Source organism: Micromonospora sp. NPDC023814 (assembly GCF_040639595.1).
Lineage (GTDB): Bacteria > Actinomycetota > Actinomycetes > Mycobacteriales > Micromonosporaceae > Micromonospora.
Genome location: NZ_JBFAAF010000001.1, coordinates 145,389 through 161,937, shown reverse-complemented (window position 1 = coordinate 161,937; position 16,549 = coordinate 145,389). Strand labels below are relative to the sequence as shown.

At 75.3% G+C, this 16,549-nt stretch carries 11 protein-coding genes; 5 read left to right on the top strand and 6 right to left on the bottom strand.

The genetic code is table 11. The features are described from left to right. Positions 1–210 precede the first annotated feature (210 nt). Complete coding sequence (locus tag AB0G14_RS00745; protein ID WP_357692361.1) at positions 211–1,245, bottom strand: hypothetical protein; 1,035 nt, start codon at positions 1,243–1,245, stop codon at positions 211–213. Between the two features lie 39 nt (positions 1,246–1,284). Between AB0G14_RS00745 and AB0G14_RS00740 the strand changes: the two genes are divergently transcribed. After that, positions 1,285–1,908, top strand: coding sequence for an NUDIX domain-containing protein (locus tag AB0G14_RS00740; RefSeq protein ID WP_357692359.1), 624 nt, complete (start codon positions 1,285–1,287; stop codon positions 1,906–1,908). Here AB0G14_RS00740 and AB0G14_RS00735 read toward each other — a convergent pair. Both AB0G14_RS00735 and AB0G14_RS00730 read right to left on the bottom strand, forming a co-directional pair. Then, positions 1,877–2,968 (bottom strand): sugar phosphate nucleotidyltransferase, encoded by a 1,092-nt coding sequence (locus AB0G14_RS00735; protein WP_357692357.1) that lies wholly within the window; start codon positions 2,966–2,968, stop codon positions 1,877–1,879. The genes AB0G14_RS00740 and AB0G14_RS00735 overlap by 32 nt on opposite strands. A 62-nt stretch (positions 2,969–3,030) precedes the next feature. After that, complete coding sequence (locus tag AB0G14_RS00730; RefSeq protein ID WP_357692355.1) at positions 3,031–4,176, bottom strand: glycosyltransferase family 1 protein; 1,146 nt, start codon at positions 4,174–4,176, stop codon at positions 3,031–3,033. 149 nt (positions 4,177–4,325) lie between these two features. On the opposite strand from AB0G14_RS00730, the gene AB0G14_RS00725 reads away from it, so the two are divergent. Next, positions 4,326–5,012 carry a TIGR03089 family protein gene (locus AB0G14_RS00725; protein ID WP_357692353.1) on the top strand — a complete coding sequence of 229 codons (687 nt, stop codon included), beginning with the start codon at positions 4,326–4,328 and terminating at the stop codon, positions 5,010–5,012. Positions 5,013–5,128: 116 nt separating this feature from the next. Here AB0G14_RS00725 and AB0G14_RS00720 read toward each other — a convergent pair whose 3' ends face one another. Further along, complete coding sequence (locus tag AB0G14_RS00720) at positions 5,129–7,117, bottom strand: acetoacetate--CoA ligase (protein ID WP_357692351.1); 1,989 nt, start codon at positions 7,115–7,117, stop codon at positions 5,129–5,131. Positions 7,118–7,341: 224 nt separating this feature from the next. Beyond that, positions 7,342–7,860, bottom strand: coding sequence for an acyl-CoA thioesterase (locus tag AB0G14_RS00715; RefSeq protein ID WP_357692349.1), 519 nt, complete (start codon positions 7,858–7,860; stop codon positions 7,342–7,344). A 23-nt stretch (positions 7,861–7,883) separates the two neighbouring features. Here AB0G14_RS00715 and AB0G14_RS00710 point away from each other — a divergent pair, with 23 nt between their 5' ends. After that, on the top strand, positions 7,884–8,543 hold the full coding sequence (locus AB0G14_RS00710; protein ID WP_357692347.1) for a hypothetical protein: 660 nt from the start codon (positions 7,884–7,886) through the stop codon (positions 8,541–8,543). A 41-nt stretch (positions 8,544–8,584) separates the two neighbouring features. Here the strand turns inward: AB0G14_RS00710 and AB0G14_RS00705 are convergent, their stop codons facing one another. After that, on the bottom strand, positions 8,585–9,748 hold the full coding sequence (locus tag AB0G14_RS00705; RefSeq protein ID WP_357692345.1) for an acyl-CoA dehydrogenase family protein: 1,164 nt from the start codon (positions 9,746–9,748) through the stop codon (positions 8,585–8,587). A gap of 247 nt (positions 9,749–9,995) precedes the next feature. Here AB0G14_RS00705 and AB0G14_RS00700 point away from each other — a divergent pair, with 247 nt between their 5' ends. Together AB0G14_RS00700 and AB0G14_RS00695 are read left to right on the top strand one after the other, a co-directional pair. Next, the gene (locus AB0G14_RS00700) at positions 9,996–11,423 is read left to right on the top strand and encodes a UDP-glucose/GDP-mannose dehydrogenase family protein (protein ID WP_350703284.1); all 1,428 of its coding nucleotides are present in this window, start codon (positions 9,996–9,998) and stop codon (positions 11,421–11,423) included. A gap of 164 nt (positions 11,424–11,587) precedes the next feature. Continuing rightward, positions 11,588–16,504: a permease gene (locus AB0G14_RS00695; protein WP_357692342.1), complete on the top strand. Its 4,917-nt coding sequence runs from the start codon at positions 11,588–11,590 to the stop codon at positions 16,502–16,504. Positions 16,505–16,549: the final 45 nt, after the last annotated feature.

The following is a 16,549-nucleotide window of genomic DNA, read 5'->3' as shown; positions in this document are numbered from 1 at the left end:
GACGTCCATGGTGGGGGTTGGGCATGCTTCCACTGCCCGCACACGGGGACGGGCGCGTCGGCGACGCGCTCGCGGACCGGGGCGCCCTGGGGGACGGGGGAGGACCCGGGGGCCGGGCGGCACCACGAGGGTCTGCGGGCCTGCTCCGCAGAGGTGCCGTCCGGCCGCCGGCCCGCCGTGGCTCCTCCGCGCCGGCCGGCGCCCAGCCGTTCACCCCACCCAGAGCGCCACGCGGTGGTCCTCGTCGGTGACGTAGAAGCTGCGCCCGTCCAGCTCGGCCAGCCCCTCCACGTGGTGGAACGGCGCCAGGTCGGCCACCAGCTCACCGGGGACCAGATGCCCGTCGCCGGGCGGCGGGAACCGGACGTGCCGGGAGGTGACGTCGCCGCCGGTCGGGTGGTCGTCGAGCAGCACCGAGCCCTTGCCGAGCGCGTCGATGGACCCGACGACCGCCGCGTAGCCGCCGTCGTCGGTGGGGGCGACCGCCCGGAAGCCGGCGAGCGCGCCGGGCGGGGTCACCCCGGTCAACACGTACGCGCCCGCCGCCTCCGGCCAGGTCGGCACGAGGTCGAACATGCCCGGCACGCCGGTCAGCTCGACCAGGATCGGCTCGCCGTCGGCCGTGACCGGGAAGCGGAGTCCGATCAGGACGCTGCCGGCCGGCGTGAAGGCGGCAGCCTCGACGTTCAGCGGCAGGTCGTCGGGGACGAGTCGGCTGACCCAGCCCTTCGACCGGGCGGTGCCTCGTGCGACGGTCTCCCCGATGAACCGGGCCCGCACCCGCGCGCCCGGCGGCAGCGGGGTGAACGGCGCCTTGAGCAGCGCGTCGTTGACCGCCCGGTGCAGCCGGAACCGGTTGCGCACCACCTGTACCGGCAGCGCGCCACCCGCCGCGTCGTCCTCCCGGAACCGGGCCACGAAGGCGCGTCGCGGGCGCAGCGGGCCGCCCTTCGAGCCGAAGTGCGAGCCGAAGACGTAGACCCAGCCGTCGTGGTGGGCCAGGGCCTCGCCGTCCTCCGTCCGGTCGTTCTCGGCCCCGGCGTCGGCGGTCACGTGCCGGGCGACCCACTCGCCGTCGTCGCGCTCCAGCAGCAGGGCCAGGCAGCGCTCCACCGGCCCCTCGTCGAGCACCGTCCAGAAGCCGCGCCGGGCGCCGTGCGCGCGCAGCAAGGCCACGGAGCGCACCGGCAGCAGGTCGCTGGCCTCGTTGCCGGCCACGACGAATTCCAGCAGTCGCAGGGTCACCCGGCCAGGGTACGAAGCGCCGGCTCGTACAGTGTCGGCATGCCCGAATCCCCCACCGCCGCCGCCCCCCGGACGTCGCCGCCGACGGACGCCGAGGTGTACGCGGCGCTGCACGCCGACGCCGTCGCCACGCTGGAGCGCTGGGAGCCGACCGGCCCGGCCGCCGCCGAGGCCCGGGACCGTACCGTGCGGCTGCTGGCCGCCGGGCCGGTGGCGATGAGCCGGGCACACCGGGCCGGGCACGTCACGGCGAGCGCGCTGGTGCTCGACGCCACCGGCTCGCGGGTGCTGCTCTGCCTGCACGGCAAGTTCCGGAAGTGGGTGCAGCTCGGCGGGCACTGCGAGCCGGCCGACCGGACCCTCGCCGGCACCGCCCTGCGCGAGGCCGGCGAGGAGTCCGGGATCGCGGGCCTGCGGATCGACCCGGTCCCGATCGACGTGGACATCCACCCGGTGAACTGCCAGGGCGGCTCCCTGCACTACGACGTCCGGTTCGCCGTCCTCGCCCCGCCCGCCGCGACGGAGCGGGTCAGCGACGAGTCCGAGGCGCTGGCCTGGTTCCCGCCGGACCAGCTGCCGGAGCCGCTGGCCGGGGGGACGGCGAAGCTGGTCGCCCCGGCCCTGGCGACGCTCAGACGAGCCCCTCTTCGCCCCGCTCCTTGAGCTCGTCGACGATCTTCTTGACGTCCTGCGCCCGGTCGCGCGGGCAGACCAGCAGCGCGTCCGGGGTGTCGACGACGATCAGGTCGTGCACTCCGACGGTGGCCACCAGCCGCCCGGAGTGCGGCACCACCACCAGCCCGGAGCTGTCGCGCAGCAGCACCCCCGGCTTGGCGTCGCCGCCGAGCACCACGTTGCCGTCCGGGTCGGCCGGCAGCACCTCGCCCAGCGTGTGGAAGTCGCCGACGTCGTTCCAGCCGAAGTCGCCCGGCACCGTGGCCACCCGCCCGGCGGTCGCCGCGCCCTCCATCACCGCGTAGTCGACGGAGATCTTCGGCAGGGTCGGCCAGACCGTGCCGAGCACGTCGTCCTGCCCCTCGGTGCCCCACGCCTCGGCGATCGCGACGATCCCGGCGTGCAGGGCGGGCTGCTGGCGGGCCAGCTCGGCGAGGAACACGTCGACCCGCCAGACGAACATGCTGGCGTTCCAGAGGTGCCGCCCGGAGCGCAGGTACGCCTCCGCCACCTCGGCGCTCGGCTTCTCCTTGAACTCGGCGACCGGGCGCAGCGGGCCGCCGTCGACCGGGTCGCCGGTCTGGAGGTAGCCGTAGCCGGTCTCGGCCCGCGTCGGGGTGATGCCCACCGTCATCAGCAGGCCCTGCTCGGCGCCGCGTACCGCCTCCCGGACGACCTCCCGCCACCGCTCCGGGTCGCCGATCAGGTGGTCGGCCGCGAAGGAGCCCATCACCGCCTCCGGGTCGCGCCGCGCGATGACGGCGGCGGCCAGGGCGATCGCCGCGCAGGAGTCCCGGGGCGACGGCTCGACCAGGATGTTCTCCTCCGGCAGCCCGGCCAGCTGGCGCGCCACCGCCGCGACGTGCGCGGTCCCGGTGACCACCAGGGTGCGCTCGGCGGTGGTCAGCGGGCCCAGCCGCTCGACCGTGGCCTGGAGCAGCGAGGCGGCGGAACCGGTCAGCGGGTGGAGGAACTTGGGGTGGCCGGCACGGGACAGCGGCCACAACCTCGTGCCACTGCCACCCGCCGGGATGACGGCGTAGAGCATCAGCACATCATGCCCGAACCGGGCCCGCCCGGACGCCGGGTTGCCACCCCGCCGCTCCGGGGTCAGGCGCGCGCCCGGCTCCAGGCCGCGATGTGCACCTCGGCGCTGGACTCCCAGGTGAACTCCTTGGCCCGGTCGAAACCGGCCTTGGCCAGGGACAACCGCCGCTGCTCGTCGTCGAGCAACGCGCCCAGGTCGGCGGCGATCTGGTCGGGGGCCTCGCTGGTGTACGCCACCGCGTCGCCGCCCACCTCCGGCAGCGACAGCCGGGGCGTGGTGAGCACCGGCGCGGCGCACGCCATCGCCTCCAGGATCGGCAGGCCGAAACCCTCCCCGTAGGACGGGTAGGCGGCCACCAGCGCCCCGCCGAGGAAGCCGGGCAGGTCCGCGTAGCGGAGGTAGCCCGGGCGCAGCAGCCGCAGGTGCGACGGCACCTCCGCCACCGCGCGGTCGATGTCGTCGTCGTGCCCCTGGCCGCCGGCGACCACCAGGGCCGGCGGGTCCTCCCGGTCGGCCACCGCCCGGGCCCAGCCGCGGATCAGGTTGGGCACGTTCTTGCGCGGCTCCTTGGCCCCGAGGAAGGCGACGTAGCTGCTGCCGCCGAGCCCCAGCCGGGCGCGGACCCGGGCCTTCTCCTCCTCGCTGGGCGCGTGGAAGGCGGCGTGGTCGACCCCGTGGTAGGCGACGTCGATCCGGGTCGGGTCGGCGTCGAGCAGCCGGATCAGCTCGTCGCGGGTGGCCTTGCTCGGCACGATCACCCGGTCGGCGCGGCGCAGCGAGGTCTTGATGGCGCTGCGGAAGAACGTGCGCCGGGACTTGTCGTAGTGCTCCGGCTCGGTGAAGAACGTCGCGTCGTGCACGGTCACCGTGACCGGGCAGCCGGCGCGCAGCGGGCAGGTGTAGAAGGGCGAGTGCAGCACCTGCGCGCCCACCTGCTGAGCGAGCAGCGGCAGGCCGGTCTGCTCCCAGGCGAGCCGGGCGGGGCGGTGCGCGACGGCGGCCGGGGCGGGGATGATCTCCGCGCCGGGCAGCATCCGGGTGTAGCGCTCAAGGTCGGTGCGGAGGCTGACCACGGCCAGCTCCACCCCCGACCCGCACACCTTGCCGAGGGCGCCGAGCAGGCCGTCGACGTATCGACCGACACCGCCACGGTCGGCGGGGACACTCGTGGCGTCGATGAGCACACGGGGCGGGCGACCGGCGGTCACGGGGCGACTCCTTGCACTGCGATCTGTGGGGAACAACACTCCGGGCAAGCCTACGCCGGAGCCCGGGGCGGGCGCTGACTGCGACCCGACGGTACGCCGACTTGTCGTTGTCTTCGAGTACGGCCGGCGGGGGCGTATCGTTCGCGCCGATGGCCGACAACATTGCCCGGGTATTCGCCGACGCGATCGCGCCCGACCCGACCCGACCGCTGCTGACCTGGTACGACGACGCCACCGGCGAGCGGACCGAGCTCTCCGGCGCGACGCTGGCGAACTGGGTGGCCAAGACGGCCAACCTGCTCGTGGACGAGGTGGCCGTGGGCCCCGGCGACACGGCCGGGGCGCTGCTCCCGCCGCACTGGCAGACCGCGGCGGTGCTGCTCGGATGCTGGTCGGCCGGGCTGCGGGTGGCCGACACGCCGGGCGACGTGGAGGTGCTCTTCGCCGCCGTCGCGCGGCTCGCCGAGGCGGACGCCTGGTCGGCCGGCGAGCGGTACGTCCTCGCCCTCGACCCGTTCGCGCTGCCGATGCGGCAGGTGCCGCCCGGCTTCGCCGACTACGTCTCGGAGGTGCGCGCGCACGGGGACCACTTCACCCCGTACGCCGCCGGCCCGGACGACGCGGAACTGCTGGCCCGCGCGACCGCCCGCGCGAGCGGGTTCGGCATCACGCCCGGCGATCGGGTGCTGGTCGACACGGCCGCGTATCCCGACCCGGTCGACTGGCTGCTCGCCCCGCTGGCGGCCGGCGCCAGCGCGGTCCCCTGCGCCAACCTCGACCCGTCCCGCGTAGAGTCCCGCGCCGCGACGGAGAAGGTCACCCGCGTCCTGACCTGACCCACCCCCACCCCTACCGCACCGATCTTGCAGTTGCTGCCCTCGACCTGGGCGATTCACCCCATGTGTCGGGGCAGGAAGTGCAAGATCGGCGCGCGACGGAGAGGCGGGGCGGGTCAGGCGGGGGTGGTCTCCGGGTGGGTGGCGCGGCGCTGGGCGAGGGTGGCGAACGCCGACAGGGACTCCGGGTTGGCCAGGGCGCCCTTGGCCGCCGCCGAGTCGACCGGGGTGCCGGTGAGGATCTTCTTCACCGGGACCTCCAGCTTCTTCGCCGAGAGGGTACGCGGCACGGCGCGGACCTGGTGGATCTCGTCCGGGACGTGCCGCGGCGACAGGGCGGTACGCAGCTCCCGGCAGATCTTCTTCCGCAGCGCGTCGTCCAGCTCCAGGCCCTCGGCGAGCACCACGAACAGCAGCAGCTCGCCGGCGCCGCCCTCGTCGTCCTCCAGGTGCACCACCACCGAGTCGACGACCTCGTCCAACCCCTCGACGACCGAGTAGAACTCGGCGGTCCCCAGCCGCACGCCGCCCCGGTTGAGGGTGGCGTCGGAGCGGCCCGTGATCACGCAGCCGCCCCGGTCGTTGATCGTGATCCAGTCGCCGTGCCGCCAGACGCCCGGGTAGAGGTCGAAGTACGCCTCCCGGTAGCGGGCGCCGTCCGGGTCGTTCCAGAAGCCCACCGGCATGCTCGGCATCGGCTCGGTGATCACCAGCTCGCCCAGCTCGCCGATCACCGGGGTGCCGTCGGCCGAGCGGGCCTCCACCTTGGCGCCCAGCGTCCGACAGGTGATCTCCCCGGCGTGCACCGCCAGCAGCGGCACCCCGCCCACGAAGCCGGTGCAGACGTCCGTGCCGCCGGAGAGCGACTGGAGCTGCAGGTCGTCGCCGACCGTCTCGTACACCCAGGTGAAGCCCTCGGCGGGCAGCGGCGCGCCGGTCGAGCCGACCCCGCGCAGCGCGGTCAGGTCGGCGATCTCCCTCGGCACCAGCCCCGCCTTGCGGCAGGCCAGCAGGAACGGCGCGGACGTACCGAAGTACGTGGTGCCGGTCTCCTCCGCCAGCCGCCACAGCGCGCCCAGGTCGGGGTGGCCCGGGTTGCCGTCGAACAGCACGATCGTCGCGCCCACCGCCGGCCCGGAGACCAGGAAGTTCCACATCATCCAGCCGGTGGTGGTGAACCAGAAGAACCGGTCCGCCGGGCCCAGGTCGTGGTGCAGGGCCAGCATCTTCAGGTGCTCCAGCAGGATGCCGCCGTGGCCGTGCACGATCGGCTTGGGCAGCCCGGTCGTGCCGGAGGAGTAGAGCACGTAGAGCGGGTGGTCGAAGGCGACCGGGGTGAAGGTCAGCGGCTCGTCGGTCTCGGCGGCCAGGTCGGACCAGGCGAGCACGCCCTCGGGCGGCGGGCCGGCCGGGTCGAGGTAGGCGATGCCGACGGTGTGCGCCAGCGACGGCAGGGCGGCCCGGATCGCGGCCACCTCGCCGCTCCGGTCCACCGGCTTCTCGCCGTACCGGTAGCCGTCCACGGCGACGAGGACCTTCGGCTCGATCTGCTGCCAGCGGTCGGTGACGCTGCGGGTGCCGAACTCGGGCGCACAGGAGGAGAAGATCGCGCCCAGGCTGCTGGTGGCCAGCAGCAGCACGTACGTCTCGGGGATGTTCGGCGCGTACGCGGCCACCCGGTCGCCGGCGACGACGCCGAGCCGGCGCAGCCCGGCGGCCACCCGGCGGACCTGCTCGCGCAGCCCGGCGGCGGTGAGGGTGACCGGCGCCCGGGTCTGGCCGTGCGCGATCACCACCGGGTCGTCGTCGGCCCGGCCGGGCATCCGCAGCACGTTCTCGGCGTAGTTGAGGGTGGCGCCGGGGAACCAGCGGGCGCCGGGCATTCCCCGGTCGGTCAGCGTGACGGTCGGCGGGGTGTGGGCGACCACCTCGAAGTGGTCCCAGACCGACCGCCAGAACGCCTCCAGGTCGGTGACCGACCAGCGCCACAGCTCGTCGTAGTCGGCGAAGTCCACGCCCCGGTGCTCACGCAGCCAGCGCAGGTAGTTCCCGATCCGGGACCGCTCGCGTACGTCCGCCGGCGGCGTCCACAGCACGTCACCCACTGCTCCACCCTCCCCCTGGCCCCGCACGACACTGTGAAATGGGCCGTGGCGCCATCTTGCCCTACCTCGAAGCGCCATTCTCCGCACCCGGCCCCCGCCAGCGCACGTGCGGAACCCACATGCCCCACCACCACCCTGTGTGGGCCGGGTGTAAGGAAGGGCACCTTCCTAACGCCTGCGGTAGAGGAAGGGTCCCTTCCTTACACCTCAGCCTTCGTGATGGGTCAGCCGGCGCGGTGGGCCTGGATGGCGCGGCGGCGGGCGAGGCGGTGGGCCCGGCGGATCTCCGCCTCCCGGAACCGCCGCTCGTCCTCCAGGGTCTCCGGCAGCACCGGCCGGACCGCCCGTGGCGCGCCGCCCACGTCGACGCCCACGAAGACGAGGTACGCGGTGGCCACCCGGACCGGCTCGTCCTCGGCCGAGTCCCACCGCTCGGCCACCACCCGGACGCCCACCTCCATCGAGGTCTGCCCGGTCCAGTTCACCTGGGCGTGCGCGTGCACCAGGTCGCCGACCCGGACCGCCTCGGCGAAGACGATCTCGTCGATGGCCGCGGTGACCGCCGTGCCGCCGCTGTGCCGGGCGGCCGCCGCCCCCGCCACGTCGTCGATGAACTTCATCAGCACCCCGCCGTGCACGGTGCCGTAGAGGTTGACGTCGACAGCGGTCATGATCCGGCTCAGGGTGACCCGGGAGTACGAGGTCGGCTTACCGGCCGGCGCGGTGGAGGGGTGCTCGGTCATGTCGGAAACGGTACGGTGCGCGGATGCGACATCTCTGGAGCTTCCTCGCCGGGCTGGTGGTGGCACCCGTCACGTGGGTGCTGGTCACGCTCGGGCAGGACGGGTCGGCGGGCACCGTCGACCGTTGGGTCGAGATCGGCACGTCCAACTCGGCCAATCTCATCGAGCCTGCCGTCTACCTCGCCGTCGGCGGGATCCTGCTCGGCCTGCTCGGCACGCTGCGCATCTCACCGCTCGGCCCGCTGGTGGCCGGGCTGCTGCTCGCCGCCCCGTACGTGGGGCTGTTCGCCGCGCCCTTCGAGGTGCGGGACCGCATCCCGGACGGCTGGAAGGTCTTCGGTGACCCCCTGCCGCTGCACGTGCCGGTGGAGAACGGCACCCTCTTCCTGATCGGGCTGCTGCTGATCATGGCGACGTTCAGCGGGCAGCGCTGGCGCCGGTGGCCGCGCCCGGCCGCCGAGGTGGCGCCGGAGCCCGCGACCGGCCCGGAACGGGACGACTTCACCCTGACCGACTGGCCCTCGGCCGGCTCGACCGACCGGGACACCGCCCCGCTGACCCTGGGCTACCCGGACGACTCGACGCCGACCGAGCCGCTGCCCCGCCGCACCGGCGGCGAGTCGCCGTGGTCGGCGCCGCCACGCACCGGCAACCGGCCGGAGGACACGACCGAGATCCGGTGACAGATCGGGCGGGCCGGGCGACCGGCCCGCCCGACGACCGGTCAGCCCTTGAGGAGCTGGCGGGCCATCACGATGCGCTGCACCTGGTTGGTGCCCTCGTAGATCTGGGTGATCTTGGCGTCGCGCATCATCCGCTCGACCGGGTAGTCCCGGGTGTAGCCGTAGCCGCCGAGCAGCTGCACCGCGTCGGTGGTGATCTCCATGGCCGCGTCCGAGGCGAAGCACTTGGCCGCCGCGCCGAAGTAGGTCAGGTCGGCGTCGCCGCGCTCCGACTTGCCGGCGGCGGCGTACGTCAACTGCCGGGCCGCCTCCAGTTTCATGCCCATGTCGGCGAGCATGAACTGGACGCCCTGGAACTCGGCGACCGCCTTGCCGAACTGCTTGCGCTCCTGCACGTACCCCTTGGCGTAGTCGAGCGCGCCCTGGGCGATGCCGAGGGCCTGCGCGGCGATGGTCACCCGGGTGTGGTCCAGGGTCCTCATCGCGGTGGCGAAGCCGGTGCCCTCGGCGCCGATCATGCGGTCCGCCGGGATCCGGACGTTGTCCAGGTAGACCTCGCGGGTCGGCGAGCCCTTGATGCCGAGCTTCTTCTCCGGGGCGCCGAAGCTGACCCCGGCGTCGGACTTCTCCACCACGAACGCGGAGATGCCCCGGGACCGGGCCGTCGGGTCGGTCACCGCGAAGACCGTGTAGAACTCCGAGACCCCGGCGTTGGTGATCCAGCGCTTGACGCCGTTGAGCACCCAGTGATCGCCGTCACGCACGGCGCGGGTGGTCATCGAGGCCGCGTCGCTGCCCGCCTCCGGCTCGGAGAGGCAGTACGAGAACATCGCGTCGCCCGACGCGACGCGGCTCAGGTAGCGGCGCTTGAGCTCCTCCGAGCCCGCCAGCAGCAGCGGCATGGTGCCCAGCTTGTTGACCGCGGGGATCAGCGAGGACGACGCGCAGGCCCGCGCCACCTCCTCGATCACGATGGCCGTGGCCAGGGCGTCCGCGCCCGCGCCGCCGTACTCGACGGGGATGTGCGGGGCGTGGAAGTCCGCGGCGCGCAGCGCGTCGTAGGACGCCTTCGGGAACTCACCGGTCTCGTCCGCCTCGGCCGCATGCGGGGCCACCTTGGCCGCACAGACCTCACGGACCGCCTCCCGGATCGCCTCGTGCTCCTCGGGCAACCGGTAGACGTCGAACGACTGCTCTGCGGCCATGTCGGCCCCTCCCCTTCACCGCTATCATGCGCAGTCTGTAACGTCTCCTGACCGTCGACGGCGCAGACTGAAGGATAGCGACCAACCTCAGGCGATGTTACCGCCGCGTAGGCTATGGCACGACGAGCGTCGACGCCGCCCGGCGATGATGGAAGTGACAGGCATAGAGTCCCTCCGGTGCCCGCCCAGGCGCCGCAGCAGAACGCGACGCGACGACGCGACGCCAGCGCGAGCGGAGAAGACAGGCGTGACGATCCCGTACCCGAACACCCAGCCGATGCCCGCCATCGCCGCGGTGACGCCCCCCTCGGGCGCCCAGCGGCCGCGGGTGACCTTCCTGGGCACCGGCTACCTCGGTGCGACGTACGCCATCTGCTACGCCGAACTGGGCTACGAGGTCCTCGGCTTCGACGTCGACGCCGACAAGATCGCGATGCTGAACGCCGGCGAGGTGCCGATCCACGAGCCGGGCCTGGACGAGCTGCTCAAGCGCAACCTGGCGGCCGGGCGGCTGCGGTTCAGCACGGACATCGCCGAGGTCGCCGAATTCGGCGACGTGCACTTCATCTGCGTCGGCACGCCGCAGATCGCCGACGGCATGGGCGCCGACCTGTCGTACGTCGAGGCCTCGGTCACCAGCCTGGCCCAGCACCTGACCCGCAAGGCGCTGATCGTCGGCAAGTCCACCGTGCCGGTCGGCACCGCCGAGTGGGTCGAGCAACTGGTGAGCAAGCACACCCCCGCCGACCTCGGCGTCGAGGTGGCGTGGAGCCCCGAGTTCCTCCAGGAGGGCTTCGCCGTCGACGACGTGCTGCGGCCCAACCGGATCGTGGTCGGCGTCAAGAGCGAGTGGGCCAACGGCATGCTCTACGCCGCCCACAAGGGCGTCTTCGACCTGGCCGCCACGGAGGACCGCGAGGTGCCCCTGGTGGTCACCGACTTCGCGACCGCCGAACTGGTCAAGGTCGCCGCGAACGCCTTCCTCGCCACCAAGATCTCCTTCATCAACGCGATGGCCGAGGTCTGCGAGGCCGCCGGCGGCGACGTCACCCACCTCGCCCGGGCCATCGGCTTCGACCCCCGCATCGGCAACCGCTTCCTCCAGGCCGGGCTCGGCTTCGGCGGCGCCTGCCTGCCCAAGGACATCCGGGCCTTCCAGGCCCGCGCCCAGGAGCTCGGCGCCGGGGAGGCGCTGCGCTTCCTGCACGAGGTCGACCTGATCAACATGCGCCGCCGGACCCGGGTCGTCCAGCTCGCCGCCGAGCTGCTCGGCCGCCGGTCCGGGCCGGCCGGGCCGGACCTGTCCGGCACCCGGATCGCCGTGCTCGGCGCGACCTTCAAGCCCAACACCGACGACGTACGCGACGCCCCGGCGCTCGCCGTCGCGTCGCTGCTGCGCAAGGCCGGCGCCGACGTGCACGTCTACGACCCGCAGGGCATGGAGCGGGCCCGCGCGGTGGCCCCCGAGCTGGTCTACGAGCCCGGCATCAACGAGGCCGTGACCGGCGCCGACCTCGTCTGCGTGCTCACCGAGTGGGCCGACTTCCGCAACGCCGACCCCGTCGCCCTCGGCGAGCTGGCCGCCGGCCGCCGGGTGGTCGACGGGCGCAACTGCCTGGACTCGGCACTGTGGACGCAGGCCGGCTGGGAGTACCGCGGCATGGGCCGCCCCTGACCATCGACCGCTGAGACGGCCGGCCGTGGAGCACACTCCGCGACCGGCCGTTCGCCGTCCGCGTGGACGATCTTTGCCCCGGACCCGCCGACAACTGTCGAAATCCGCGCCCGCATTCGGCATGCTGCCAAGGTGGGAGTCCACAGTGCGGGTGGAGGGGTGTCGTGGCGAGCTTTCAGTGCTCCTCGTGCGGCCGGGAGATCAAACCGGCCGTCAGCTGCCCGCACTGCGGTGCGCACCAGCCACAGTGGGTCGAGCACCTGGCGGAGATCGAGCGGTCCATCGCGGAGATGAAGGCCCGCGAGGCCGCCATCGCCAGCGAGCAGCGACAGATCGCCGCCAAGATGCAGGCCGCGCTCTTCCAGCGGGACATCCTCGCGCACGCCGGTGAGGAACGCCTCAAGCAGGCCACCCGCCCCCGCCGGGTGCTGCGCCGCCGGCCCGGCCGCCGCCCGCCCACCGCCGCGACCGGCGCACCGCCCCGGGTGCCCCGGCAGGGCACCCCGGCCGGCCCGGAGGATCCGCCCCCGCCGCCGAGCGCCACCTGGCTCGACGCCGACGACCCGGAGCACCCGCCGGAGGCGTCCTCCCGCGAGGTGCAGAACATCCCCCTCGGGCTCGGCGCGCTGCTGCTCGGCGTCGCCGCGGTGGTCTTCGCCGCGGTGGCCACCAGCTCGATGGACGCGCTGGCCCGGCTGGGCATCCTGCTGCTCGCGACCGTGCTGATGCTGCTCGCCCCGCCCGTGCTGGCACGGCGCGGGCTCACCTCGACCGCCGAGACCATCTCCGCCGTCGGCCTGCTGCTGGTGCCGCTCGCCGGCTATGCGCTGTGGGCCGTGGACCGGGTCGGCAACGGCGGCGCCTCGGGCGCCGTCTTCGCCGGGGTGATCTTCGCCGTCACCGCCGGCGTCTCCTTCGGCTACGCGGGCTGGACGGGGCTGCGCGCGCCCCGGTTCGCCGCCGTGCTGGCCGCCCAGCCGGTGCTGCCGCTGTTCGCGTACGACCGGGTCACCGGCCCCGGCGGCTGGGCGCTGGTGCTGACCGCGGTGGCCGTGCTCGACCTGTGGCTGGCCCGGTCACCGGTCACCGTGGAGCGGCCGGTCCGCCGGGACCTGCCCGAGCCGCCGGCCGCCCCCGCCGCGTCGGCGGCACCGGCCACACCCCGGCAGCGTCGCGCCGAGGGCCGGCCGGAGGGGGCCCCGGAGGAGGCCGGCGAGGTGCTCGACGGTGGCCCGCCGGAGCAGGCGACGCCGGCCCCGGCCGCCCGGGCGGTGCCGTGGCTGCGCGAGCTGACCTGGACGCTGCACGGGGTGGCGGTCGCCGTCGCCCTCGCGTACGCCGTCTCCGCCCTGCTGCGGGCGACCACCGTTCCGGCCGCGGCCGGAGCGGGGCTGGCGCTGTTGCTGGCCGCCGCCGTGGGCCTGACCGGAACGCTGGTGCTGCGCCGGCCGCCGTTGCCCGACCTCGGCGCCGGGATCTTCACCCTGGCCGTGATCGGCGCGCTGAGCCGGATCGCCTCGGTGGCGCTGCCCGGCCGGGCGCTGCTGCTGATCGCGGCGGTCATCACCGTCACCGGGCTCGCCGTGCGGGCGGTGCCGGAGGCCGCCCGGCGCGGCCCGCAGCTCGCCTCGGCGGTGGCGCTCACGGTCAGCGGGGTGGTCGTCGCCGGCGGGGCCCTGCGCGCCGGGGTCGCCCCCGTCCGAGCCGCGCTGCCGGCCTGGGCGGCCGACCTCGACCGCTACCCGGCCGAGCTGGCGGCGGCGGTCGGCCCGGCCGCCTGGCAGCTCGCCGCGAGCGCCTTCCTGCTGACCGTGGCCGCGGTGCTGGCCCTGCCGCCGGAGATCCGCCGGGAGTTCGCGGTGGTCGGCGCGGCGCTGACCGCGCTCGCCGTACCGGCGTCGTTCGGTCTCGGGTGGGCGGTGGCGCCCTGGCCGATGGTGCTGACCGCGATCGGCATCGGCGTCGTCGGGCTCTCCGCCCGGACCGGACGGGCGGCGGTGGCGCACGCGGCCGCCGCGGCCGGCGTCGGGCTGTTCGGGGCGGGCGCCGCCCTGGCCCGGCCGGCGCTGACGACCGCGGCCCTGCTCGCGCTCTTCGCCGCCGGGGTGCTGGTCGCCGTGGCGCCCCGGATGCGGCTCGCCCCGGCCGCGGCCGACACCGTCTCGGCCTGGGCCGCCGGCGGCGCGGCGTTCGCGCTGCCGGGCGCGGTGGCCGCCTTCGTCGCCGCCACCGTGCCGACCGACCCGACGCCCACCCCGGCGAGCCTGCGCGAAGCCACCGTCCCGGTGCTGGCGGCCAGCTTCCTCGCGGTTTGTGTCACCCTCGGCTACGCCGCCATCGTGCAGGTGTCCCAGCGACACGTCCCGGCGCCGCTGGCGGTGGGCACCGCCCTGGGCACGGTCGTGGTCACCGCCGCCGCGTTCGGGGCCCCCGGCGCCACCGCCGCCGACGCCTGGGTCGGCGGGCTGCTGCTCGTCGCCGCCGCGATGGTGGTGTTCGCCGGCCCCATCGACGCGGGCCGGCGCTCCGACGTCTCCCTGGACGGCTCGGACCTCGCCGCCGCGGCGGTGACCGCCGCCCTGATCGCCACCCTCGCCCGGATCGCGGCGGTGCTCGCCCCCGGCGGCCAGCTCGCCGTCGCCGCCGGGCTGGTGCTGGTGGTCGCGGTGGCCGCCCGCGCGATGCCCGAGGAGTGGCGGCGCGGGCCGATCCTCGGCCTCACCGTCGGCGGCGTGCTCATCGGCGTGCTGGCCGGCTGGAGCGCGCTGCGCGGCGGGCTGGGGGTGCTCGCCACCCCCGGCCCGATCTGGGCCGGCGACCTGACCGGCTGGCCGGCCGCGCCGACCGGCGGGTCGGCGTGGCAGGCGCCGGTCGCGCTGGCCCTGCTCGGCGTCGCCGCCGCGGTCCTGCTGCCGCCGCCCTGGAAGTACGACGTGTCGGGGGCGGCGGCCGTGCTCGCCACGATCGGCGCGCCGGCCGCGTTCGACCTGCCGTGGTGGTCGCCGGTCCTGGTCGGCGGCATGGTCGCCACGGTCTTCGGGATGGCCGCCGTGGCGGCCACCGACCCGCGCGCCGGGCTGTCCCGGGCGGTCGTGGCGGGCGTGGTGGCCCTGCACGCCGCCGGGGCCGGCCTGGTCCGGCCGTGGACCACCGCGCTGGCGCTGGGCAGCATCGCGCTGATCGGCGTGGTGGTGGCGGCGCTGGCCCGGACGCTGGCCGTGCCGCTGGTCGACGACATCGAGGCCGAGGGGATGCCGCCGCACCTGGCGCAGATCGGGGGCGCTGCCGCCGGCGCCGCCCTGCTCGCCTCCCCGGGCGCGGTCGCGGCGCTGGCGGCGGAGTTCGGCCGCTCGCCGGAGGTGGTGCTCACCGCCGCGCTGGCCGCGTCCAGCCTGGGCCTGGCGGCGGTGGCCGCCGCCAGGCGGCGGGTTCCGCAGTACCTGCCCTGGGCGAGCGCGGCGGTGGCCGGCGGCGCCACCGTGACCGCGCTGGCCGCCGTCCCCGCCGGGCTGCCCGTCGGGGTCTACGCCGCCGCCGCGGCCCTGCTCGGGGTGCTCGCCGAGCTGGTCCGCGGCGCGACCGAACCGCCGGCCGGCTCGGCCCAGCCGGTACGGCGCTGGTCGGTGCTGCTCGACGGGGCGCTGCGGCGGCTGCCGGACGACGGCACGCGGCGCTGGCGGGTCAGCCCGGCCGCCGGCGCGCTCGCCGTCGCCGCGCTGCCCACCGTCCTGGCGCTGGTGTCGATCGCGCCGTCCCTGGTCGTCGCCCTGGTGGAGCCGCACCACAGCCTCGCCCGGGTCTGGCAGGGGCCACCGCCGGAACTGCTCACCCCGCCGCCCGGCGCGGTCGACGCCACCCACGTGCTGACCGCGCTGCTGCTCACCGCGACCGCCGCGCTGGCCGCCACCGGGTTCAGCGGCGGCCGGCGCTCCCGGGCGGTGCCCGTGGTGCTGCCCGGCGCGGCCGTGACCCTGCTGATCACCCCGGTGGCGCTGGGCAACGGCTGGCCGGCGAGCACCCTCGCGGCGCTGGCCGTGTTCACCATCTCGATGCTGGGCCTGGCGCTGACCCCGCCCCCGCCGCTGGTCGAGCCGGCCCGCTCCCTGCGGCTGACCCGGGTGCTGGTCTTCGCCATCGGGCTGGCCGCCGGGGGCGCGGGGCTGGCCGGCAGCCTCGCCACCCGGGAGCTGACGCTCTTCACGCTCGGCGGCGCGGTCGGCGTCGGCACGGTGGCGGCGCTGTTCGGCACCACCCAGCGGGCGCGCATCCTCGGCTGGCTCTTCGCCTCGCTGATGGCGCAGCTGTTCGTGCTCACCGTCGGGCTGGTGGCCGGGCTCGCGGCCGTCTGGTCCGCGTTCGGCGTGCTGGCGGTCGGCGCGGCCCTACAGGTGTTCGCCGCGACCCTGCCCCGGCTCCGCCGTCCCGAGGCCCAGCGCGAGGCGGCCACCGTGGAGTGGAGCGGGCACGCCGCCGCCCTGATCGCCCTGGCCCTGGCCTTCGACTCGCCCCGGCACATCGCGGCGCTGCTGGCCGCCTGGGGTGCGGTCCTCGGCGTCGCGGCCACCCGGCCGGGCCGCCGGCCGGTGGAGCGGCGCATCCTGTTCTGGGCGGTGGTGGTCTGCGAGATCGCCGCCTGGTGGATCCTGATGCGGGTGGCCGACGTGGCGCTGCCGGAGGCGTACACGCTGCCCTTCGCGGCGCTCGCCCTGCTCGTCGGGGTGCTGGAGCTGCGGCACCGGCCCGACCTGAGCAGCTGGGTCGCGTACGGGCCGGCGCTGGTTACCGCGTTCGTGCCGACCCTGGCGATCGTGCTGGCCACCGACTCCAGCACGCTGCGCCAGGTGCTGCTGCTGCTCGGCGCGGTAGCGGTGCTCATCTTCGGCTCGACGAGCCAGCAGCAGGCACCGGTGATCGTCGGCGCCGCCGTCACCGCGATCGCGGCGGTGCACGCGCTGTTCAGCCTCGGGCCGTGGCTGGCGCTGATCCCGGTCGGGCTCCTGCTGCTGGTGCTCGGCGCGAGCAACGAGCGCCGCCGCCGCGCCCAGGAGCGCCTGCAGACCGCCCTGCGCGGCATGAGATGAGGCATCCGGGCACTCCCGGGCCCGGACCGGGGTTGGCTACGCTCC

What these genes read in the sequence shown, in the direction of transcription:
- AB0G14_RS00710 (WP_357692347.1), top strand. Translation starts at nt 7,884, where the DNA reads ATGCGACATCTCTGGAGCTTCCTCGCCGGGCTGGTGGTGGCACCCGTC.
- AB0G14_RS00725 (WP_357692353.1), top strand. Translation starts at nt 4,326, where the DNA reads ATGGCCGACAACATTGCCCGGGTATTCGCCGACGCGATCGCGCCCGAC.
- AB0G14_RS00740 (WP_357692359.1), top strand. Translation starts at nt 1,285, where the DNA reads ATGCCCGAATCCCCCACCGCCGCCGCCCCCCGGACGTCGCCGCCGACG.
- AB0G14_RS00715 (WP_357692349.1), bottom strand. Translation starts at nt 7,860, where the DNA reads ATGACCGAGCACCCCTCCACCGCGCCGGCCGGTAAGCCGACCTCGTAC.
- AB0G14_RS00735 (WP_357692357.1), bottom strand. Translation starts at nt 2,968, where the DNA reads ATGCTCTACGCCGTCATCCCGGCGGGTGGCAGTGGCACGAGGTTGTGG.
- AB0G14_RS00705 (WP_357692345.1), bottom strand. Translation starts at nt 9,748, where the DNA reads ATGGCCGCAGAGCAGTCGTTCGACGTCTACCGGTTGCCCGAGGAGCAC.